General features: G+C 45.0%; 16 protein-coding genes and 3 pseudogenes. 12 read left to right on the forward strand and 7 right to left on the reverse strand.

The window, feature by feature from the left end:
• The first annotated feature begins 55 nt into the window (after nt 1–55).
• Together E5355_RS12005 and E5355_RS12010 are read left to right on the forward strand one after the other, a co-directional pair.
• On the forward strand, nt 56–412 hold the full coding sequence (locus E5355_RS12005) for a hypothetical protein (protein WP_135035977.1): 357 nt from the start codon (nt 56–58) through the stop codon (nt 410–412).
• A 174-nt stretch (nt 413–586) separates the two neighbouring features.
• Nucleotides 587–841, forward strand: coding sequence for a hypothetical protein (locus tag E5355_RS12010; RefSeq protein ID WP_005682926.1), 255 nt, complete (start codon nt 587–589; stop codon nt 839–841).
• A gap of 329 nt (nt 842–1,170) precedes the next feature.
• On the opposite strand, the gene mobC is transcribed toward E5355_RS12010, so the two are convergent.
• Genes mobC through mobA form a run of 3 tightly spaced genes read right to left on the reverse strand, consistent with a single transcriptional unit; the run spans nt 1,171 to nt 4,907 of the window.
• Nucleotides 1,171–3,204 (reverse strand): conjugal transfer protein MobC, encoded by a 2,034-nt coding sequence (mobC, locus tag E5355_RS12015; protein WP_135035974.1) that lies wholly within the window; start codon nt 3,202–3,204, stop codon nt 1,171–1,173.
• 39 nt (nt 3,205–3,243) lie between these two features.
• A complete protein-coding gene (mobB, locus tag E5355_RS12020) occupies nt 3,244–4,500 on the reverse strand; it encodes a conjugal transfer protein MobB (protein WP_100263084.1) in 1,257 nt (418 codons plus the stop codon).
• The gene (gene mobA / locus E5355_RS12025) at nt 4,485–4,907 is read right to left on the reverse strand and encodes a conjugal transfer protein MobA (RefSeq protein ID WP_100263085.1); all 423 of its coding nucleotides are present in this window, start codon (nt 4,905–4,907) and stop codon (nt 4,485–4,487) included. The genes mobB and mobA overlap by 16 nt, the downstream gene beginning before the upstream one ends.
• Before the next feature lie 763 nt (nt 4,908–5,670).
• Here mobA and E5355_RS12040 point away from each other — a divergent pair.
• The 6 genes from E5355_RS12040 (at nt 5,671) to E5355_RS12065 (ending at nt 12,011) form a co-directional block, all read left to right on the forward strand.
• Nucleotides 5,671–6,432, forward strand: a complete 762-nt coding sequence (locus tag E5355_RS12040) for a ParA family protein (RefSeq protein WP_005682932.1) — start codon at nt 5,671–5,673, stop codon at nt 6,430–6,432.
• Between the two features lie 8 nt (nt 6,433–6,440).
• On the forward strand, nt 6,441–6,893 hold the full coding sequence (locus E5355_RS12045) for a DUF3408 domain-containing protein (RefSeq protein ID WP_135035968.1): 453 nt from the start codon (nt 6,441–6,443) through the stop codon (nt 6,891–6,893).
• A complete protein-coding gene (locus E5355_RS12050) occupies nt 6,881–7,546 on the forward strand; it encodes a DUF4122 family protein (RefSeq protein ID WP_005682934.1) in 666 nt (221 codons plus the stop codon). The genes E5355_RS12045 and E5355_RS12050 overlap by 13 nt, the downstream gene beginning before the upstream one ends.
• Before the next feature lie 421 nt (nt 7,547–7,967).
• On the forward strand, nt 7,968–8,162 hold the full coding sequence (locus tag E5355_RS12055; protein WP_005682935.1) for a hypothetical protein: 195 nt from the start codon (nt 7,968–7,970) through the stop codon (nt 8,160–8,162).
• Nucleotides 8,163–8,202: 40 nt separating this feature from the next.
• Nucleotides 8,203–9,837 (forward strand): radical SAM protein, encoded by a 1,635-nt coding sequence (locus tag E5355_RS12060; RefSeq protein ID WP_005682936.1) that lies wholly within the window; start codon nt 8,203–8,205, stop codon nt 9,835–9,837.
• Nucleotides 9,834–12,011, forward strand: coding sequence for a peptidase domain-containing ABC transporter (locus E5355_RS12065; RefSeq protein WP_135035965.1), 2,178 nt, complete (start codon nt 9,834–9,836; stop codon nt 12,009–12,011). The genes E5355_RS12060 and E5355_RS12065 overlap by 4 nt, the downstream gene beginning before the upstream one ends.
• Nucleotides 12,012–12,270: 259 nt before the next feature.
• Here E5355_RS12065 and E5355_RS12070 read toward each other — a convergent pair whose 3' ends face one another.
• Both E5355_RS12070 and E5355_RS12075 read right to left on the reverse strand, forming a co-directional pair.
• Entirely contained in the window at nt 12,271–12,537 is a 267-nt protein-coding gene (locus E5355_RS12070; protein ID WP_135035962.1) for a hypothetical protein, read from the reverse strand.
• A 22-nt stretch (nt 12,538–12,559) separates the two neighbouring features.
• Nucleotides 12,560–13,093, reverse strand: coding sequence for a DUF4326 domain-containing protein (locus E5355_RS12075; RefSeq protein WP_135035959.1), 534 nt, complete (start codon nt 13,091–13,093; stop codon nt 12,560–12,562).
• 560 nt (nt 13,094–13,653) lie between these two features.
• Here E5355_RS12075 and E5355_RS12080 point away from each other — a divergent pair.
• Nucleotides 13,654–14,241 (forward strand): annotated as a pseudogene (locus E5355_RS12080) (phage integrase SAM-like domain-containing protein); the annotation flags it as partial.
• Here the strand turns inward: E5355_RS12080 and E5355_RS19915 are convergent.
• A pseudogene (locus E5355_RS19915) lies at nt 14,187–14,435 on the reverse strand (IS4 family transposase); the annotation flags it as partial. The pseudogenes E5355_RS12080 and E5355_RS19915 sit on opposite strands and share 55 nt — an antisense overlap.
• Before the next feature lie 207 nt (nt 14,436–14,642).
• Between E5355_RS19915 and E5355_RS12085 the strand changes: the two are divergent.
• Nucleotides 14,643–17,561 carry a hypothetical protein gene (locus E5355_RS12085; protein ID WP_135035956.1) on the forward strand — a complete coding sequence of 973 codons (2,919 nt, stop codon included), beginning with the start codon at nt 14,643–14,645 and terminating at the stop codon, nt 17,559–17,561.
• Nucleotides 17,562–17,620: 59 nt separating this feature from the next.
• Nucleotides 17,621–20,146 (forward strand): hypothetical protein, encoded by a 2,526-nt coding sequence (locus E5355_RS12090; protein WP_135035953.1) that lies wholly within the window; start codon nt 17,621–17,623, stop codon nt 20,144–20,146.
• A gap of 53 nt (nt 20,147–20,199) precedes the next feature.
• Here E5355_RS12090 and E5355_RS12095 read toward each other — a convergent pair.
• A pseudogene (locus tag E5355_RS12095) lies at nt 20,200–20,409 on the reverse strand (hypothetical protein); the annotation flags it as partial.
• 48 nt (nt 20,410–20,457) lie between these two features.
• On the opposite strand from E5355_RS12095, the gene E5355_RS12100 reads away from it, so the two are divergent.
• A complete protein-coding gene (locus tag E5355_RS12100; RefSeq protein WP_180324392.1) occupies nt 20,458–20,838 on the forward strand; it encodes a DUF4134 domain-containing protein in 381 nt (126 codons plus the stop codon).
• The last annotated feature ends 2 nt before the right edge of the window (nt 20,839–20,840 follow it).

Here is a 20,840-nt window from a genome sequence, read left to right on the forward strand (position 1 = left end):
TGGCATAGTGGCAGAAGCCGCTTAGCCGATATGGTGAATTTTTAACGGACTATTAATTCAGATACATAGCGTAAAAAACGTGTTGTCTCATAGCGGATGTCCAGAAGATCTGCTGGAGAGTTATTTGAAATTCTTACAAACCGGAGGGCAACAGGTGCAAATCGTCAGAGGCGAAGTTACTATGATGTTCCAAAAGGAGATGCAATACCGTAAACGAAGGAATGAGGAGATGAAAGGAACCGTCACGTTTAGCAATAAGGACAAACATAATGCCGGAAACTCAGATATGGGAGTGTTTATCGGGATGGAGTTTATCCAATGCTGCTTCGGACATGGGATTCCTGCACGGGTGTTGGATGTGCGGAGGGAACGTGGAGAGGTTGTGGAGGTTGTTGTGGAGTTTGGGAAGTAGATGAAAGAACTAACGATGCTGCGTGTAATAGTAATATTGCTTACGAACTTTGTCTTAAATATTATTATGATAGTGAATTGATTGTTGCTATTGGTATTAAAAGTGATGACTTTAGCCATACCAATAGAATAAATTACTATATTTGCAATAGTATATATTTAATAAATGATTGAGATGAAACGTTTATCAGAAGAACTTTTGGAATATTTCAGCAACACCTCAGAAGAACAATTACAAAAAGATTGGGAAGCTATACACAGCAAGTATGCTTATGGACCTGAAATCAATCAATTTATTGAAGAATGTGAAAAGAATGCCTTACACAATGAAATTGTAGCCGGCATCTACGGAAGCCATCCAACATCCAGAGTGAATGTAGAATCCCCTATATCCCAGGATTTGGCACAAGTCAACTGTTTACGTTCCTGAAATTATTGCATACCTGAAACAATTTACCCAGTTCTCGACTCTCTACAAAGCTATCAGGGTCAATCCTTTGTGTACTTTGCCGAACTCGTACATCCAATCTTCTCTGTTCAGATTCAACAACCGGAACAAGGCATTTATAGATGTATGTCCTGCTATTCAATTTTGCTTTTTTGATAAAAGCCTGTTTACGGAAGACTACTTGATTGTCTATCCTGAAATGTATTGTCAAACCCCTGTCATATAGGCATTATCATACAAAGCAATAATAGTGTGAGGGAAGCTTTTATATCGTTTCCCACACACTTCATGGAGATTTAAGGGAAGATGAATCATTCTTTCTTCTTTGATGATTTTTCATCATCCAACCCCAATCGCTTGCATAACTCCGGATCTCTTTTGATACGGTCCATCTCTTCGTTGATGATTGCCTGGGCATCCAATTTAATCCGGTCGTAGTTGCGCTGTATCTGCTGCATCATGATATCGTTTCCATCCTTGTCCTTGAACTCGTTGATGACAGGGATTTTCCGGTAAGCCTTTTCCTCCGCGCTGACTTTGGCATGGTCCACAATGATTTCAGCATGGAATATTTTTTGGTCTATCTTTTCGCCAAAATTGTCGGAAACGGCTCCGACAAATGTGCCCTGGGACAGGTTGGCAATCTTGGAAGCCGGGATGAGCGAGTCAAGCTGTGTGCTGATGGAAGTGGATACATCCTGGCGGTTGATGGAAACGGACTGCCGCTGCTGGAGCACTTTGCCGAAACGTTCGGAAAGCGTCTTCGCGGTTTCTCCAACCACCTGACCGCTGAAAATATTGCCTACCGTGTTTTGGATGACTTTCGACTCTTTTTCACCGTAATCGCGGTTCAACTGGCTGAAATCCTGAAAGCCGAGACAGACCGCCACCTTGTTGCTTCGGGCGGTAGCGATGAGGTTGTCCAATCCACGGAAATAGATGGTCGGCAGCTCGTCTATGATGACAGTGCTCTTAAGCTGCCCTTTCTTGTTGATGAGTTTGACGATGCGGGAATTGTATAGTCCAAGCGCCGCCGAGTAGATGTTCTGCCTGTCCGGATTGTTGCCCACGCAAAGCAGCTTGGGTTCTTTCGGGTTGTTTATGTCCAACGAAAAATCGTTACCTGTCATCACCCAATACAACTGTGGGGAAATCATGCGCGTAAGGGGGATTTTTGCCGAAGCGATCTGGCCCTGGAGCTGGTCCTGGGCGCCCCCTTTCCAGGCATCCATGAAGGGGGAAAGGTAGTTTTCCAACTCCGGATACGAGGTCAGGATGGTAAACAAATCCGAATAAGGCTTGTTGAGCAGTTCCACCGCGTGCGGAAAGGAACAATAAATGCCGTTTTTGTAAATCTTTAGGTACCAGATGATTGCAGCAAGCAGGATGATGGGTGACTCCACGAAGAAATCGCCCTGCTTTTCAATCCAGGTGCGATTGAGGTTGAGCATTATCGTGTAACTCGCCTCATACGCGTCGGAGATATCCGTCATGAATTCCGGATTGATGGGATTGCAGCGGTGTGACCTGCGCGGATCGTCGAAATTGATGACATAGAACCGGGGCTTGACCTTGTACTTGTCCATGTTGTTCAACAACGTGTTGTAAGCGATGGTGGAGAGGTCGTCGAACTTGTAGTCGTAGATGTAGCAACTGTATCCTTTGGAAATCATCTGGCGTATGTAGTTGTTTACCACGGCATACGACTTGCCCGATCCGGGCGTTCCCAGCACGATGGTGGCACGGAAGGGATTTACCACGTTGATCCATCCGTCATGCTGTTTCCCCTGAAAGCGGAAACTGGTGGGCAGGTTGACGGAATATTCGTTCTCCAACAACCGGGTTTCCTGCCGGAAGGATTCGTTTTCGATATTGAACACATCGCCCATCAGGTTATGCCTGTAAAGCCGGCTCATCCACAACCCCGCCATCAGCAGGCCGAGGTAACCTGCGGTAAGTGTTACGACGTACAGTATGGTGCTTGTCATGTGCGGCAGGGACAGGTCAAGCAGCCACCAGTTCAGAAAGAACAGCACGCATCCGGCTACCAGCGCCGCATAGATTTTGGGCCAGGTGATTTTTTCACCCTTGACTCCATGTGTTCCCAGGCAGGATATTGCCAGTAAGGTCACAGCCAGCAGCTTGGTCCAGAGGATACAGTTGAAAATGCCGGTCGTGTTGTTGAAATTCACCAGAATCCGGTCTGTCACCTCCAGGTTCAGGTTCCATGCGGTGATACTCGGATAGCAGTACACATAGACGTGCACCACCAAAAGAAAAATACTCACTGCCCTGCCAAATTCCATGATTTTGGCAAGTGCCCTCAAATCGTCTTCCTGTTGCATAGGGATGGGGATAAATGGGTTTTGAAAATTGTCTTCCGTTTAAATGCCGCGCGACTTGCGTCTGGCTTTCTTCCTCTTTTTCATACGGCGTGCGAAAGCCTCCTCCTCGTAATCCCTTGGGTTGGTTTCCAGGGAGAGGATACCCGCCGCCTGCTCGAGCGCGCTTTCCGGGCCCGCCTTGTGCCGATGATGCTGCCAGAGTTCCACTGCCGTATGTCCGTTCCGGTCGTTTTCAGGGATGCCGTCCAGCCACCTGAAATAGTCGTTGAACACGTTTGCGGAAAACTCCTTGCCCATGCGTGAGCCGTTGAACACCTCCCTGCGGTCGTGGTCAATGAAGGTGACGCCGTAGATGCGTCCCTGTTCATTCTCCCGGAACACCACGCCGATACGTTTCTGTCCGAGCAGTTCCACAAACCGTTGCCGTGAGTCAGCCTGTTGCAAGGCGCGGGCAATGTCCGCCTGTATGGAGGGAGCCCATTTCCCTTCCTTGAGCGCCTTCAGGTTGAGAAGCATCCGTTTTTCCAGCTGTTCGTTGCCAAAGCGTTTTCCAAAGCGGGAGCTTTTGAACGGAGGGCTGACCACCTTGCCGGCATCATCCGTGGCCGCATAGACAATGCCGGTGTAAGGCACGCCGTGGTATTCTCCCCTGACCTGTTTCGCCTCGATATTGAAGGTGGAAAGCAGGGCGCTATACTCCCCGAAGGTCTGGAAACGGTAACTCTCCAGCACCGCCTTGAGGGTGTTGCCAATCTGATGGCGGACATCCCCCAGGGAAGCATCCACTTTTTTCAGTTCCGCTTTCGGATTCCGTTTCTCCGTGTCCGCACCGTTGCGCAGGCCGAAGTCCGCTTCCAGCTCCCGGCAGGCGGTCATGGAACGGCGGTGCTCGTAGGAGTCACTGATCTTTTTCCCTTGCTCGTCCACGCAGACGCTGACGATATGGATGTGGGTATTGTGGGTGTCGGCATGTTTGTAGGCGATATAAGGCTGGTCTCCATAGCCCATCTTCCGCATATACCGGTCGGCAAGTTCCGCCAGTTGGTCGTCGGTCAGCCTGTCTTCCGGTGCCGGGGAGAGCGAGATATGCAGGACGGGCTTCTCCGTGTTGCGGTTTGCCAGCAGGTAGTTCTCGAAAGAGAGCAATGCCAGGCGCATGTCTTCGCTTGGCAATCCCAGCCGGTCGGAAATCATGCGGTTCCCCGAAAGAATCCCCGCCGCCCCGGTCGCCACCTTGTTATGGTTGTAGGCCAGTGCCCCGTACAGGCTGGCGCCATGACTTATCTTTGCAACCATTTCCGCTCGTATTCCTGGGTGAGTGCCGTGATTTTCTTGCAGAGAAGCATCAGCTCGACGCTCAGCTTCTCCAGCCTGTAGAGCAGTGACATCGCCCGTTTCTCCCCGAAATTGTTCTTCAAGGCACGCACCACCTGGTTGTAGTTGTTTCCTATTGCCTGGAACTGCTTGTGGAATTCGGTCAGCTTGATGTAGTAATCCATGGTCGCCTTGTCGATTCTCACTACCTTTATCTGCCCCGAGAAGATGGATTTCTTGATGAACAGCGTGCGGTCCCTGGCTCCGGAATCCGCCAGCAGCCTTTCAAATCTGGTGTTCTCCTCGGCGTTCAGGCGGAAGCTGTACTTGCGGTCCGCCGGGTCATTCTTGGGTTTCCTGCCTGTCCTTGTCCCTGTTGTTTTCTCCATAATGCATGAGATTGTTGGTTTGTACTTTTTTTCTTTTCCAGAATCCGCGACTTTGGAGCGGATTCCCCCGCCCGGGGGCGGGCAAGTTGGTCCTTGTCGGACAAAAGACTTTTTGTCGGACAAGGACACAACTTGCTCTGTTCGTTTGAACAGAGAATCCTCCTTCGTCGGATTGCTGCGCGACGTTCACGGCGTGCTGTGGTCCGATGAAGCATGTTCCTCTCCATTGACGGATTTTGATTTTGCAAAATTAGATGGTGTTAACCGGTTGGTAAATAGTGTTTTATATGACGTTTGATGACATCTGACGACATCTGGTGTCAGGCCGGGGAAATCTTGGCGGAAGTCTCAAAAATAGCCGCTACTTTTGGCACAGTGCATGAGGGCATACATTGGAACATTGTCCTGTAAGGTGTATTGCCTGCCTGCCACAGGCGGTACATGGCACGGATGCACTATCATCCCTGTAGGTACATTGCCATACATGTTGCACGGTGATCCTGCATGGTGGGTTACATTGCATGAATGCAATACAGTACGGGTTGCATTGGACTCCGTATTACATGAATGCAATGCATCTTATATGGCAATACCCTCCGGTAACCGGCAATACATTGGTGCAATAGGATACGCAATGTATTCATGCAAGCGGGCAGGCAGTGCGTCATTGCCATATACCGACAGATGCATTGTCATGTAATGAAACAGAAAAAACAGAACCGGACAGATATGAAACCAAATTATACACTCTAAATTCAAGCCTATGAAGAAGGAACCTTTATTTGTCGCTTTGAGCAACCAGAAGGGCGGTGTGGGAAAATCCACGTTCACCGTCTTGCTCGCCAGTTACTTCCATTACCTGAAGGGATATAACGTGCTTGTGGTGGATTGCGATTATCCGCAGCACAGTATCAGCACCATGCGGGACTGGGAAGTGGGGACCATTGAAAAGAGCGTGCATCTGCAAAACCAGCTGGTGGAACAGTTCGGGACAAGCGGGAGGAAAGCCTACAGCATCCTGAACTCCACTCCGGAGGAAGCCCGGGAAACTGCCGGCCGTTTCCTTGAAAAATCGGGACTGGACTATGACCTTGTCCTTTTTGACCTCCCCGGAACTGTGAATGTGCCCGGTGTCTTCCGGTCCGTAATCAATATGGACTATGTATTCACTCCCGTCACACAGGAGAGAATGGTTATGCGGAGCAGCATGGCTTTTGTCCTTGCCATCCGGGAATACATGCACCGTCATAAGGATGTGCCCTTGCGTGGCATCTATATGTTCTGGAACCGGATGGACAAACGTGTGTCCAAAGACCTGTATAACAGCTACACTGAAATTTTCCGCTCGCTGAAATTGCCGGCGATGGAAACCGTCATTCCCAGTGCGGAGCGCTACAATAAAGACTTCGGGATGAAGGGATTTTTCTTTCGCAGCACCTTGTTCCCTCCAACCCCTTCCGCATTGAGGGGCAGCAATCTGGACTTGCTGGCAACAGAGATAGAAACCATACTGAAACTTCAATAAGAACAATCATGGCTACCAAAAGAAGAACGGATTACCAGGTGGATGAGGAGGCTTTGAAACGTATGATGGCCGGGGATGTAACAGCATTGGACAAAATGGCTTCTCCCGCTGAGGCTCCGGAAACAAAAAGCCGGCCTGCCCCTTCCCAGGAGAAGCAGGAGAAGAACTCCGCCGGTTCTCCCAAACAGCAGATAAGAAAATCCACGGATGAGGCATCCGGCCCGGATGAATACCGGCAACGGTTTCTGAAAGAGAGGCTGTCCGGTTCAAGAAGGCAGACCTATATTCACGATGCTTTGTACAGGACTGTTGCCAAATTATTGCCTGTCATTGCACCGGATATGTCAGTTCCCATGTTTTTAGGCAGTGTCCTGTCGGACCACCTGGAAAGATATCAGGATGTTATCAATGAAATATATAACCAGGAAGCAAATCAAAACCCTTTGGAATGGAAGAAATAGTTTATTTGTCAGTAAGGATCGGCTGTGCCGGCTACTTGTTATACAAGTTATGGAATCAGAAAAAACGGATCCGTAAGATTTGCGGGCTACTCTATCCCCCCGGGAAAAAGGAGAAGGAGGAAGAGGGAACATCGTGCGGTACAGGACCGGGTGATGTGATGGGGGCTACCCGATTTGTCTATCTGGACGAAAACGCGGGTACGTTTGCCGCCCCCTACATGAGCCAGCCGTTGGAAACCGGGAACGATTATCTCGGAGAGGAAGAGGCGGTGCCGGAGAATGAGGTGGAGTGCGGGCTTCCCCTGGAAGAGATGAGACTGTTGAAAGAGGAACAGGAAAGGCTGGACGAACAGGCTCCCGGCACGGAAGGTATCGCTCCGGTAATCACGTCCGATGACCTGCTCAATGCCGGCGATGTGCTGCTTAATCTGGATGGCGCCCAAATGAACGAGGAGAAAAAACGCCGGGCTGCCGTCACCTTGCATGCCATCCGGGAAACGGACATGTTTGAACTGATTTCATCCCAGGTGGAGAATAAAAGCCTGATTGAGGAGCTGATGGACCAATATATCGGCAATGATGGAAATGTATTGCCGGTGAAAAGAAAGAAAAACGAAGGACGGCCGGAACATGCCTGGAGACAGTTTCTCTGAACCCGGCGGCAGTCAGTCCGAAACGAAAGGAAGAGGCTTTGGAAGCACCTGCCTTGTACCGCTATCATGGTTGCCTGTTCCCGGTTCCTTTGTCATACCTGGCTCTTTAAATGTCCATATATTTTGATTATTCGGTTGGTAACGGATTCCTTTCCGGAATCATATAGAAGCTAAGATGTTAATGAAAAATAATTCATTACGTTTATCCTATCTTTTTCTAAGAAAAATATTGTGTTTTTGAATGGAATCTGTATATTTGAGACAGATTTCAAAAATGAATTATAGAGCCGTGATTTATCAGGAAAAACGAATGTCAGTATCGCGGCTATGGGATTTGAATAACCGGTAAGCTATATCGGCATTGCAATATTTTAAAGGAGTGAAATGTTGCAAGTATGAACTAACTCCAATTTTAAAGGCTATGGGAAAACAGATTGCCAAACTAGGTATCCGTCCGGAAGACCTGAAAGACAAGACGGTCACTTCGGAACAGTTGGAAAAGACGAAAGGCGGGAAAGCCGCCGGGTCTGAAGAGTGTGTATGCTACTGCGGTTGCTATACCGATGACTCCGCTTTCGGTGTAGATTTCAACTGGTGGTCAAGAGACTGGGATTGATTCCTGCATTGTACGATGCTTTGTAAACAGATTAGCCACTATGGAAAAACAAAAAGCGAATAAGTTTCCCCTGGTCAAATTGTTCACAGTTGACGGGGCGTCCTGTTATTTATATGACGGCAGAGCGAACATGTTCCTGTCGCTGTCCGAGACTGAGAAGAACCTTGTCTGTGAATACATGGCGTCGTATGGAACTTCTGAAGGAGAGCCTTGTCCGGCCTCCTTCCCTTCCGGTGCCGCCGCTTTCATCGCCCGTCTTAACGGAAACGGCATCCTGCTTCCGGGTCCCCTGGAAGCGAGGACACCTTCCGGAATGCGTGGTGAGGAACAGTTATGGCAACAATGGGAGGAGGAAGCCATTCCCAAAAAACTGACACTGGAGATGACCAATACCTGCAATCTGCGTTGCAGGTATTGCCCCTATACAATCAACGAGCAACGCGGACAAGGAAAAATGCACGCCTCCCATCACTTGAAAGAGGAGGATGCGCGGAAAGCCATTTCGGATTATTTCCATGAATACACACGTATTTTCCGCAAGGTGGAACCGGAACACAGGACGCTGTTCCTGAAACGGAATCCTCCCGCCGTCAGTTTCTACGGCGGAGAGGCACTTCTGCGTTTTTCCCTGCTGGAACCGTTGGTGAAATATGTGCTCTCGCTTCCTTGGAAGGAACATCATATACCTGCGGAGAAGGTCGTATTCCACATAACGACCAATGCCACGCTGCTGACACGGGAGATGGTGGAATTCTTTATACGGTATCATTTCACCCTCGCCATCAGCTTCGACGGTCCGCCGGAGGAGAATGACAAGTATCGTGTGTTCAAAAACGGGCAGGGTACGGGAACGGTGGTGGAGCGTGCCCTTGACATGATCCGTGAGGTTTCGGAAGAGTACCTGCTGAACCATGTACACATACAGGCCGTGCTGGCTCCCGAATATGACCATGACAAGGTCGGCAGATACTTTGAGGGGCGTAGCCTGAACGGTTGTTATGGCGGGGTCCGCCAGTTTTCCTACCTGGAATTCAGTGATTACAGTGAAAGCAAGAAGACGGACAAGCAACTGGCGCAGTTCAATATCCGGGAGCGGATCAAGGAACTTTATGAAAAGGGCCTCTCTCCGGAGGAACGGTACCAGTATATTCTTCGTGACCCCCTGATCAGCGCGTGGCTGCGGTATGTGTACGCCATTCTGACCAAGGTCGGTGACGCACCCTCACACAAAGCCAGATATTTCAATTCATGCTATATCGGGCGTACCAATCTGTTGCTTGACACATACGGCAACCTGCATCTCTGCGAACGGTCGGATTTCTCCATGCCTGTCGGTGAGGTGAACTCGGGCATCAACCGTACCGCCGTCCGGCAAATGTACCGTGATTTTTTTGAGAAGACAGACAGCCCGTCCTGCCGTTCCTGCTGGGCCGGCCGCTTCTGTACCCTCTGCACCGCCGCGCTTATCAAGAACGGTGCGGTTCAGGAACCTGACCGTTCCATTTGCAGGAGCTTGCGGCACGCACAGGAGAAACAGATAGAGGACTTGCTGTATATCAAGGAGTATTATCCGGAAATTCTGGAACAGATGGAACGTATGTATTTCCAGGCGAATGACATAACGCTCGGCGCTTTCCATGCCTACGTCAAGGAACAACAAGACGTCGCCCCATGAGGTTCAGGGTGTCCTACCAGCATGACTCCATGCAGTGCGGTGCGGCGTGTCTCCGTATGGTCTGCAAGCATTACGGAAAGGAATATGCCCTTGACTTCCTTTCCGAGCAATGCGGCTGCATGATTGACGGGGTTTCCTTGCAGGCCATCCGCGAGATGGCGGAGGACCTGGGATTCCGGACATTCGCCGTATCGGTCGGTCTGTCCGAATTGCAGGCCGGATGGTGTCCCTGTATCCTTCATTGGGAGCGTAATCACTTTGTCGTCCTGTACAGGATTCATAAGGATAAGTATCATGTTGCCGATCCGGCCAAAGGGACGGTCATATACCGGAAAGAAGATTTCCTGAAGCGTTGGGCGGGAGACGGGGAACAGGGAATCGCCTTGTTGCTTGAACCCACACAGGCTTTTTATGACTTCTCTTCGGGCATGGAACCAAAAGTCCCGTCCCCTTTCCGTTTTTTATGGAGGTACATAGCTTCTTATAAAAAAGCATTTGCATCGGTCGCCTTGACCCTGCTTGTCGGCAGTCTCGTACAGCTGGTGCTTCCGCTGCTTGCGCAAATGATGGTCGACAAAGGTATCGGTCATAAAAATATCCCGCTTGTCTATCTGATTCTCGGCGGCCAGCTGGTGCTTGTGCTTGGTTCTGCCGCCATGGAGTTTGTCCGCAACCGTCTTCTGCTGTTTGTGGGGATGCATGTCAATATATCATTGATAACCGACTTCTTCGCCAAACTGTTCCGCCTGCCGATTTCATTCTTCGAGACAAGGACCACCGGGGATCTTTTGCAGCGTATCGTCGATCACCGCAGGGTGCAGGATTTTCTTACCGGACAGGTTCTCTCCGTCTTGTTCTCGGTAATGGTCTTGTGCATATTCATGGGCGTCCTGTTTTCATATAACAGCTTCCTGTTCCTTGTCTTTCTGGCGGGAAGTATCGGCTACGGCCTGTGGACCATGTGTTTCCTGCATAAACGCAAGTTGTTTGACTATATGATTTTCGAGAAACAGTCGGCCAGCAACAACAAGGTATACCAGCTCCTTACTTTCATGCAGGAGATAAAGCTGCAAGGCGGCGAGGGAAGGCGCGCCGGGGAATGGGAGGCGTTGCAAAAGGAGCTTCTTGACATCCAGATGAGGTCTTTGAGCCTGCAACAGTTCCAGCAGACGGGCGGGATATTTATCAGCCAGTCCAAGAACCTGGTTGTGACGGTCATTGCCGCCGTTTCTGTCATTGAAGGGGAGATGACTTTGGGTATGCTGCTTGCCGTGCAATTCATTATCGGGCAGTTGAACATCCCGATTGAACAGCTGATGCAGTTTCTCTATAATTTCCAGAATGTGCGGCTAAGCATCGAGCGTATCAGCGCGATTCATGGGAAGGCGGAGGAAAGAACGGGGAAAGAGATACCGGAACAGCCGGAGATTTCCCGAAAGGATATCCGGATTGAACACCTGGATTTTAAATATAACCTGCATGGCAAAGCCAAGGTGCTGGATGACATAACGCTGACCATTCCGGCGCAACGTACCACCGCCATCGTGGGCGCAAGCGGAAGCGGAAAGACCACCCTTGTCAAACTGTTGCTGGGCTATTTTGCTCCTACAAGCGGAAATATCTTTCTGGGGGACACTCCCTTGCAGGATTATGATATGACATCGTGGAGGCACAGCTGCGGCGTAGTGCTGCAAGACAGCCATGTGTTTTCCGAATCTCTGGCAAGGAATATAGCAGTGGAGGACAAGCATATAGACCGTACACGTCTCCGGACCGCCGCCCGTCAGGCCAACCTGGAAGAGTTCATAGAGAAACTGCCCTTGAAATACCAGACGATGGTGGGGGCTGAAGGCGTGGGGCTGAGCCGGGGACAGGAACAGCGTATCTTTATCGCCCGTGCGCTCTATAAGGACCCTTCGTTCGTGTTTCTTGATGAGGCTACCAACTCGCTGGATGCCAACAATGAAAGAATCATTACCGGGAATCTGCTGGATTTCTGCAAAGGAAGGACGGTCCTGATAGTGGCCCACCGGTTAAGCACCATCCGTCATGCCGACAAGATAGTCGTTCTGCATAAAGGCAGGATTGTCGAAGAGGGTACCCATGACGAATTGTGCGCCCGCCATGGGTATTATTATGAGTTGATTAATAACCAGTTGATTGCTATGGGGTGAAGATAGTATTTTTTAACTTTTATATGTCAAAAAAGCCTTTTCGTCAAGGTCTTGCTTTTTTCTTTGTTTTCCGTATTTTGACAATAGAGTATAAACTATATCTAAAAAACAATCTCTATTATATAATGGAACCAGTTGCATCAACCCTTAGAGTGCTACTTCTGGCTTCTCATTACACTTGACCAATGAAAAAACGCTCATTCAGGAATGTTGTCCCAAACGAGCGTTGTGTTATTGTTTTCCTTCGTAACCGGAATACTTATTGCGGTGATACCATTAATTTTTTAATGATTCCGTCAAGTTCCGTTTCCCATTTGTCCACACCTTCGAGAAAAGACGGATAAGTTAGTTGGTGCCAGTTGTGGTAATCGAACAGTTTCATTTTCAGAGGATAGTAGTCGAAGAGTTTTTTACCATCCAAGAAAATGCGGATATGGTTAATCCCCACGTTCGTCGCGTCCAGACCATGCCCGATAAGAATCTCATGGAATCTTTCCATTGGTGTGAAGTTGCTTCTTTTTTTCATAATTCCTTTATTGCAATTTGTTTTAACAATACATTTTATACAATTCGACATCCGATAGCGTACACAATTCTTCATCGGTACAGTAACCGTCAATCTCTTCGCACGCTTCCATTGTCTCATATATGCCGTTACGTATATCGTTTATCATTTCGTCCCGCAGGCTCTCCACTGATACCCTGAATGTACGGTTGTCAGTATCTATTTCTCTGACGGGATAAGAACATCCTTTCCAATGAATCTTTCCAATGACTACTTCATCTGCATTTTCAGCCAGCCGGTCCAGATATTCTTTAATAATGTCTCCGTGGCAAGGATTCGGCTTGCAGAAACATCCCAATGTCTTGCCTTGCAATTTCCCGATCCGTTTGCGGAACTCGTCATCCGTACCCAGACGATGATAAAAATATTTCCTGTAACGGTCAAGCGTGCTGCCTCTTGCCATTGTTACTTCCAACCTGAACGGATTTCCGAAATAACCATCCTTACCATGTCCTGCTCTGCCTATGTACACGTCACAAGTTTCCTTGCGGATATTTACAACTCTTGTTTTGACCATAATCATCTTTTTATTCTGTTAAACATTTCACCGGTTCGTGAGCCGATATTTTATTTCCTGCCTGCTATACCGTTCCGTGCCGGATTGTGCAAGGCTTTCCGGGAAAATACCGCAAGCGGAGCGCGGAAGATTTTTTCGGAAACCCGCAAGGGCCCGGCCTTGCTCAATCCTGACAGGCACGGGACGAACTTTGCAGGCTGAAATAAAAAAGCGGTCTGTCTGATTTTATTTCTTATCACTTTCTTCCTGCGGAATCAGGTGTCGTAAATCAGGTTCATTTTAATACGTTTTATTAATCCACAATATCCTGAAAGTCAGTTGTTCTATTATTGTGAAACTTAGTGTTTCAAAAAGGCACACAAAAACAACGCAACCATACTAAAAAATCAAATAGTTATAAAATATATTTTTGTATTTTTTAGCGAGGATGGGGAAAGAAAGCAAAGGAAAGCATATTTTGGAGGGAGTTACGTTACCAAATCGTAACTCACCTCCAAAATCCCCTAAAATGAATACAGTGTACTGATTTTCAATAAATTTGTAACAAAAAAAGTTGAGTTATGAGAAGTATATTAAAAGTGTTATTTTACACAGAAAAAGCAGTTTGTAAAAACGATAAGGCACCTGTTATGGGGCATATCACCATCAATGGAACTCAGGCAGGTTTCAGTTGTAAGAAAGAAGTATCCTTTACGTTGTGCGATGTTAAAATCAACTGGGCAAAAGGTAAATCCGAAGAAGCCCCTACTCTTAATTAGGAACTTGATAATATCAAGGCGCAAATTGCCAAGCACTATCAGTATATTTGCGACCATGATGGTTTCGTTACAGCCAAGAAAGTCTATAACCGTTACGTTGGTTTTGGTGAAGACTATCACACGCTTATGGCACTTTTCAAAGAACAACTTGAATCGTATAAGGAAAAGATAGGTAAAGGAAAAGCGGAAAGCACCTACTGTGGACTGGTTGCTGACTACAAAAGCCTTTTGCTTTTCATGAAAACCAAAAAGAACATTGAAGATATAGCTATTGATGAACTTGAAAAAACGTTCATTGAGGACTGCTATACATGGATGCTCGAAACGGCAGGAAAAGCTAACACCACAGCCTTCAACCGTGTCAACATCCTGAAAATCATCCTTGCTATAAGGTAAAGATTGAGGGCGTATTTTGCAAAAAAGAGTTGAAACCTTCGCATATTGGAATCCCGTTTCACGGTTGTAGGTATGGTTGCGACCAACTTATGAAGACTGACAGTCTGGACAATGCAAAAGGTATTGATTACGTATGTCATCAACTTTATGCGTGCCAGATTCATTGTATTTCCGAAATGCTCTTGCATAATCGGAAGAATTTGGTTAACTTTGACTAAGTCCTTGGATCTTTTAGTAGTTCTTATGGAGAAAAGTCGACAAACTTTTCTTTTAAATTGCTAGATATCAATAATTAGAAAAAACTATTTGAGATTTGGATATTTAGAAATAATAATTTCAATTTTTGTCATGTACTAAAAAGAAATTGATACAGGAATACTTAAACTATCATAATTATGCCGATACTGAGATATAAATTTGGCCAAGAAAGAGGAATTGTAAAGGAAAATGCTGGATTTGACGATTCTATTTTCCGTGACCAATATGTGCAAGCTCTTAGACTGACGAATGCCTTTGTTCGCGATAAAGAGAGTGAAACCCTTAAATGCGTGGCTTTCTGCGGGGATCGAGGAGAAGGAAAAACATCGTGTATGACAACGACACAAGGAATTATTGAACAGGTTAAAGAGAAATCTGACGCATATTCGTATGTGGATAAAATAGGATGCAAGGATCTTGCTAATACCAAATGTTCAGTCGTAGAAGTTACTGACCCTTCTTTTTTCGATGACTCGCACAACATCCTTCAAATTACTATCGGGAAGTTATATAATAGCTATCGTCGGAAGCAGGAAGAATGCAAGGTTGATTATGGAAAAAAGAACAAGCTGCTGGAAACTTTTTCGAGAGTGAATGCATCTCTTTTGACTCTGCAAAAAGATGATATAGACTCGATGAACGACTTACATCGGTTGGCTGTACTTGCCACTGGTATTACATTACGTGATCAGATTGCCGAATTGGTAAAAGAGTATCTAAACTTTATGGGGGCTGACATTTTGATTGTCCCCATAGATGACATTGATCTGAATATCGCTTATGCATACAGAATGTGTGAACAAATCAGAAAGTATCTGTGCGTACCGCAATGTGTGGTGTTCCTCAGTCTGAAAATAGAGCAGTTACAGTATGTGGTGGAAAATGCTTTCGCGGCGACAATAAAAAATCCTAATATAGGAAAAGCCTCAGATTCAAATGGATTCAACTTTGACGAGATAGCCGAAATGGCAAAAAAATATATCAACAAGTTGGTTCCAGTGAACAGTCGTGTGGAGATGCCTAAAGCCTACAGCCTTGCTGAAGTTAAATTGGAGTTGCCAACAAGCAATGGTGGTATCATGACGATGGAGAGTATGAAAAAGGGAGTACTTGAATTAATATACAATAGGACTCGTTATCTTTTTTATAATCCGGCTGATAGCATATCTCCGATTGTTCCGAACAATCTTCGAGACTTGTTTAACCTCATCGCTTTACTCGCTGCAATGGAAGAAATTCCAGATTCAAGGGAACTGACAAAAAAGCATGCTTTGGAGACAAACAAGAATATGTTCAAGCTCTATTTGTTCACAGTTTGGAAAAAACGATTTGACATTGATACTCAAAACAAACTTGATAGTCTTGTGACTTTTGATTACGGAACTTCGTTTAACAAGGAAGTAATCGCGATTCTCTCAAAAAGGTTTGAGGAACAATTGAAAAAAGATTATCACGAACAGACAGAGGATGATTATCAAATAGAGGATACTGAAGCTAATATTTCTGCTTCAAAATCAGAATCCTCTAAGGTTGATACCACTCCACAAACCATAATGCTTAAAAGCATATGTGCTACTGACAATTTTGGTTATAATGTTACTGCGGGGGACCTCTTTTATCTGTTTTCTATACTTGAGCGTGAAGTCTTGAGTGAAAACGATAATGCGCTTCTCTTTTTTCTTAAAAGTCTCTATTCAATAAAACTTTATGAAGCATACGATCAAGTTACTGAACTTGAAGGAATGGTCTATCCTAAAACTAACGATGAAGAAAAAGGACTCACTATTATAGATAGGAGATTTGATCACTCAAATAAATTGCAACTTCTCACAGGAGGCAGCTATTTCACTTATTGTCCGGGAGATTTTATTCCTAAACCCTCAAAAGAAGTCGCTTATGATATAAGAATTATCAGTGGTAAGGAACTAAACGGCTTTTTATCTGAGTTAAGGGGCGGTTTTAAAGAAATAGAGGATTTAGAGAAAAAAGAGAATAAGACAGATGAAGAGAATAAGAAGGTAAAAGAATTTAACGCCCAACTTAATACAGCTGAGTTTTTCATTCTTACTACGAAATGTGCTGTGCCGCAAAAGAAAGCAGAAACAAAGGATTCGATCAGTTTAGTGAGAACATTGGATTTCTTGCGTCATAATGTTGAAGCATGCCATTATAGAACATTTTATCCTGCTACCGGCTATTACCTCTTTGACATCATGTCGATTTTTGGCAATATGATAAACCTGGAACTTACATACAAGAAGTTTTATTATGTCAACGATGACTTTTATCGTTTCATCTTTAATCATCCTGGTTCGTTGCTTCACAAAATTACTGAAAAAAGTTCAGTTTCTCGACAATATATAAATTATAAGGACAATAATGAGCGTACACAGATGCATAGACTCCTATCTGATAGCATTATTCGAAACGCAGAAGTACTCACTTCAGTGAGAGATATAATAGTATCACAACGTAAAACCACACATGAGGGGGCACAACAGGAATTTGTAACCTTTTACAATAAAATTCAAAATAGTGGAATGAAAACCCAAAAGACATCGTCTGATGGAGAACAAGATGAAATTACTTTTCATTTTCTTGAACCTATCAGTGAACTGTTGTCTAACATATTGGGTAAGAAGGAAAGGGGTAATCCTGATGAAGAGGCAGATATTTGGAGTAAATGTAAAAGTATTTTCGATTCAATATTCAATATAGAGCTAAAATCTCCTGATAATCTTTCATTGGAAGAAATTCTAAAAACAATCCGCAGGGCACAAATCCCCATGACTATTAGGGAAAAATTGAAGACTATCCCCTACTTTAGTAAGATGGATGACGATCAATTGAAGTCATGGGTACCCGACAAACCGGATGGTACAAATTATACCAAAGAAGAAGCTGAAGAGATTATTATACAGAAATATAATAAAGAATTTACACAAGAAGATGTAATGGTTTCTAACAGACCTGAACAGGTTGAAATATTACAACAAACAGAAATGCAGCAAGTTGGCATGAATAAAAATGAACCAAACGGAGAGCCAACGAAGTAGTAATAGCTTTTCAACTATCAAAATCCAAAGAAAGTATAAGTTTTTACCGAATTTGATAAATGGATCTAATCAGAAATACAATTGAAGGTTTACTGTACGATTTCCCAATTGAATTGATGGGGAATTACATCACAAAAGATGACTCTATAGATATCAACGAGATACTGATAGACATCATAAAACGAAAGGATGTTTCATTTACTCAAACAGATATCTCGTTGCTTTCTGAAGTGATTAATGATACATGGTGTACGGATGCTGAATTTGGTATTAGTCCGGAAACATCCTCTTTGACTAATCGCATTTTATTATTGATGACAGAATTCTCAAAGCATGTGCTTAATCTTGCCGGTCTGCACAATCCTACTGTTCGATTCAACGAATTGTTGAGATGGCGTACTCTTTCGCTTAAGGTGGGTGAGGATATATTGGTTCTTCCATTGCTTGCACGGTATGATACGCTATGCCGTATCAAAAGAAAACGCTTTTTGTGGCCGATGGTACTTGAACACGACAATCTGAGACTTAATGCGATTCTTGATGAAGAGTTGTCTGACACACATTCGCATATCAATGCAGCCACCGATGTGTTCGAATTCAATTGGCTGAGATTAATGAACATGCCGGGACGAAAAAAGGACAAAGGAACTTTTTGGATATCAAGTGCAAAGAAAGACTACGACCTCATAAGCAGAGCGAGTAACAACCATTATCCACTTCCTTGTTGGGCGGTGATTGCCGCTACTGTTCGAGCAATGCTATGGGCGTCAGTTACCGAGAATGAGGACGCTTGTCCCATTACCCGCGTTATGGTTGAAGAGATGCTTGAGTCTGAAGATTCGATTTATAATAAATTGGAATCACTAAATCCTCTCATTGCTACATTTTTAGAGAACGCCCTTGAAACGAGTAATGGAATAAAGATAGATTATGCTATTGATGCACGGGATTTTATCAGCGATGTCCCTTCTTCTCCTTATTTGGTACATCATGGTGAGAGAAATTTCCTTTATCAATGGTTTAAAAGTTTTTTCGATAACGAACATGGGGCAAGAGAGAATGCGGATCTTATGCTTCTCTATCTGATAATTAAATGCAAAGTGCGTCGAGAATTTGTACAAACCAATAACCTCAGGGGTTTTGTGAATTTTCAAGATTATGACCATGAAAAGGTTTCGACTTTGGACACAGAAGAAGAAAAATGGGAAAAAGCTTTTAGGGAGATTACCTATAGATATGCTGTGCAGACTTCTTGCGGAGACAAAAAGAGATTCAATCTTGAAGCGCGAGTTACCCCAAATAACATAAGAAGCGTGCGTAAGATGAATTATAGGCAAGCCATATTTGGAGATTCCGATTTCCTTCAACGTAATGACAATCCATCTATAACCTTAATCGCTCATTTTATAAAGGGGGTAGATAAACAGAAGAATGAATTCACATGTCGACATGCTGATTTACGGAAAACACTAAAAAAACAAATGAACCAAATCATTAATAGAATTGGAGAGTATTCTATGGGTAATGGTCCACATTTGATAGGACTTGACGCAGCCGGTTCGGAACTCGGATGTCCACCTGAAGTGTTCGCCCCTTTTTTTCGTTATGCAAAATTACACGGATTGACCAACTTTACCTACCATGTCGGAGAGGACTTCTATGATGTTGTGGATGGACTGAGAGCAGTGGACGAAACGATACATTTCATGAATTATTCCGCAGGATGCCGTATCGGTCATGCACTGGCTTTGGGAGTAAATCCATTTGATTTTTATGAAGAACGACATCATTATATCATTATTCCAAAACAAACACTGCTTGACAATCTTGTGTGGCTTAAATACACAGCTGCATCCAACAATATAAGCCTTAACCCCGAGACTCTCTTACTGATTGATTGTCAGTTTTCCATATTATCTTCGGAGCTTGGTTATTCGACAATTTCATCTGACATGAACGACTATCAACAAAGCATGAATATGCGAGGTGATTGGATAGACAATTCTGAAGAGCCTAAGGATATTGGAGGTTGTTATTTCAAATGGTCTCCAATAACTTCTGCAGCTGTTGCTCCACAGAGAGTATTTAATTTATGGAAGCATTATAATCATTCAGAATGTTGCAATCGAAATGGAAAAAAAGTGACGGTGATTCAAGTTCCTCTTTCATTTGCTACTGATGTCGCCAAAGTACAAGAGTCCATTCTTTGGAATTTAGAGAAGCAGGGAATAGTGATTGAAACCAATCCGACATCCAATCTGCGGATAGGTCGATTCAATAGATACGATCAGCATCCAATCTTCCATTTCCATTCCATAGATGAAAAAGAGGGGAATCATTCAATGTTGGTTAGCATCAACACGGATGACAAGGGAATATTCTACACTTCACTCAAAAATGAATTTTCATTATTAGCTATAGCATTGCGAAAAGAAAGAAATGCTGATGGGACTCTGAAGTGGAGTGATTTGCAAATAGAAAACTATTTAAAGCGTATAGTTCATTATGGCAATATTTCACGGTTCCGACAAACGTATATTCCTTCGGGGGAGGAAGTAGAGTTTGAATCAGTCCATAACCACTAAACTGAGTTCTTGCAGAATAAGTTCATGGTCGAGGAACTGGACGGCATAAATATACCTATGTTACAGTGAAAAGGCAATGAACCGTCATTGCGGCGTCTTAAGAGTGTCCTGTCGGACATCTTGGTAAGCAGGCGCATACCTTTTGAATACACTATCTCACTGTCGGACAAATTATGTATGGCAGGAGTCAGTAACTTTTCAATGTTGGTTACTTTGGTAAAAATGTTATGCTTATTACTATTCAAATTATAGTTGATATATATTGTTTGCTACTAGTCTAACAGACATCTGATGACATATAGCGCCATCTAATGACACCGCTGAACCATAGCTTGTTAACCCCATTTATCTTCGCCGTCGAATTCAAATTTATGTCTTACCCAAACGATTCGACAATGAAGAGAAGAATCCTTTTTTCCATGGTGTGCGCGGTGATTGCTGCCCACGCTTTCGCGCAGGGCCAGGGCCTTGCCGGTATCAACGAGGCGACCAGCCTCATGACCTCGTATTTCGACCCCGCCACCAAGTTGTGCTACGCCATCGGCGCCGTGCTGGGACTGGTGGGCGGCATCAAGACCTACGGCAAGTTCTCCAGCGGAGACCCCGACACCTCGAAGACCGCCGCCAGTTGGTTCTTCGCGTGTATCTTCCTGATCGTGGCCGCCACCATCCTGCGTTCCTTCTTCCTCTAAAG

Source organism: Bacteroides muris (ex Afrizal et al. 2022) (genome assembly GCF_004793475.1).
In the GTDB taxonomy this organism is placed as follows: domain Bacteria; phylum Bacteroidota; class Bacteroidia; order Bacteroidales; family Bacteroidaceae; genus Bacteroides; species Bacteroides muris.

Bases quoted from the DNA above. Each gene is read 5' to 3' on its own strand.
- E5355_RS12010 (WP_005682926.1), top strand. From the start codon at position 587: ATGAAACGTTTATCAGAAGAACTTTTGGAATATTTCAGCAACACCTCA.
- mobC (WP_135035974.1), bottom strand. From the start codon at position 3,204: ATGCAACAGGAAGACGATTTGAGGGCACTTGCCAAAATCATGGAATTT.
- mobB (WP_100263084.1), bottom strand. From the start codon at position 4,500: ATGGTTGCAAAGATAAGTCATGGCGCCAGCCTGTACGGGGCACTGGCC.
- mobA (WP_100263085.1), bottom strand. From the start codon at position 4,907: ATGGAGAAAACAACAGGGACAAGGACAGGCAGGAAACCCAAGAATGAC.
- E5355_RS12040 (WP_005682932.1), top strand. From the start codon at position 5,671: ATGAAGAAGGAACCTTTATTTGTCGCTTTGAGCAACCAGAAGGGCGGT.
- E5355_RS12045 (WP_135035968.1), top strand. From the start codon at position 6,441: ATGGCTACCAAAAGAAGAACGGATTACCAGGTGGATGAGGAGGCTTTG.
- E5355_RS12050 (WP_005682934.1), top strand. From the start codon at position 6,881: ATGGAAGAAATAGTTTATTTGTCAGTAAGGATCGGCTGTGCCGGCTAC.
- E5355_RS12055 (WP_005682935.1), top strand. From the start codon at position 7,968: ATGGGAAAACAGATTGCCAAACTAGGTATCCGTCCGGAAGACCTGAAA.
- E5355_RS12060 (WP_005682936.1), top strand. From the start codon at position 8,203: ATGGAAAAACAAAAAGCGAATAAGTTTCCCCTGGTCAAATTGTTCACA.
- E5355_RS12065 (WP_135035965.1), top strand. From the start codon at position 9,834: ATGAGGTTCAGGGTGTCCTACCAGCATGACTCCATGCAGTGCGGTGCG.
- E5355_RS12070 (WP_135035962.1), bottom strand. From the start codon at position 12,537: ATGAAAAAAAGAAGCAACTTCACACCAATGGAAAGATTCCATGAGATT.
- E5355_RS12075 (WP_135035959.1), bottom strand. From the start codon at position 13,093: ATGGTCAAAACAAGAGTTGTAAATATCCGCAAGGAAACTTGTGACGTG.
- E5355_RS12085 (WP_135035956.1), top strand. From the start codon at position 14,643: ATGCCGATACTGAGATATAAATTTGGCCAAGAAAGAGGAATTGTAAAG.
- E5355_RS12090 (WP_135035953.1), top strand. From the start codon at position 17,621: ATGGATCTAATCAGAAATACAATTGAAGGTTTACTGTACGATTTCCCA.
- E5355_RS12100 (WP_180324392.1), top strand. From the start codon at position 20,458: ATGACACCGCTGAACCATAGCTTGTTAACCCCATTTATCTTCGCCGTC.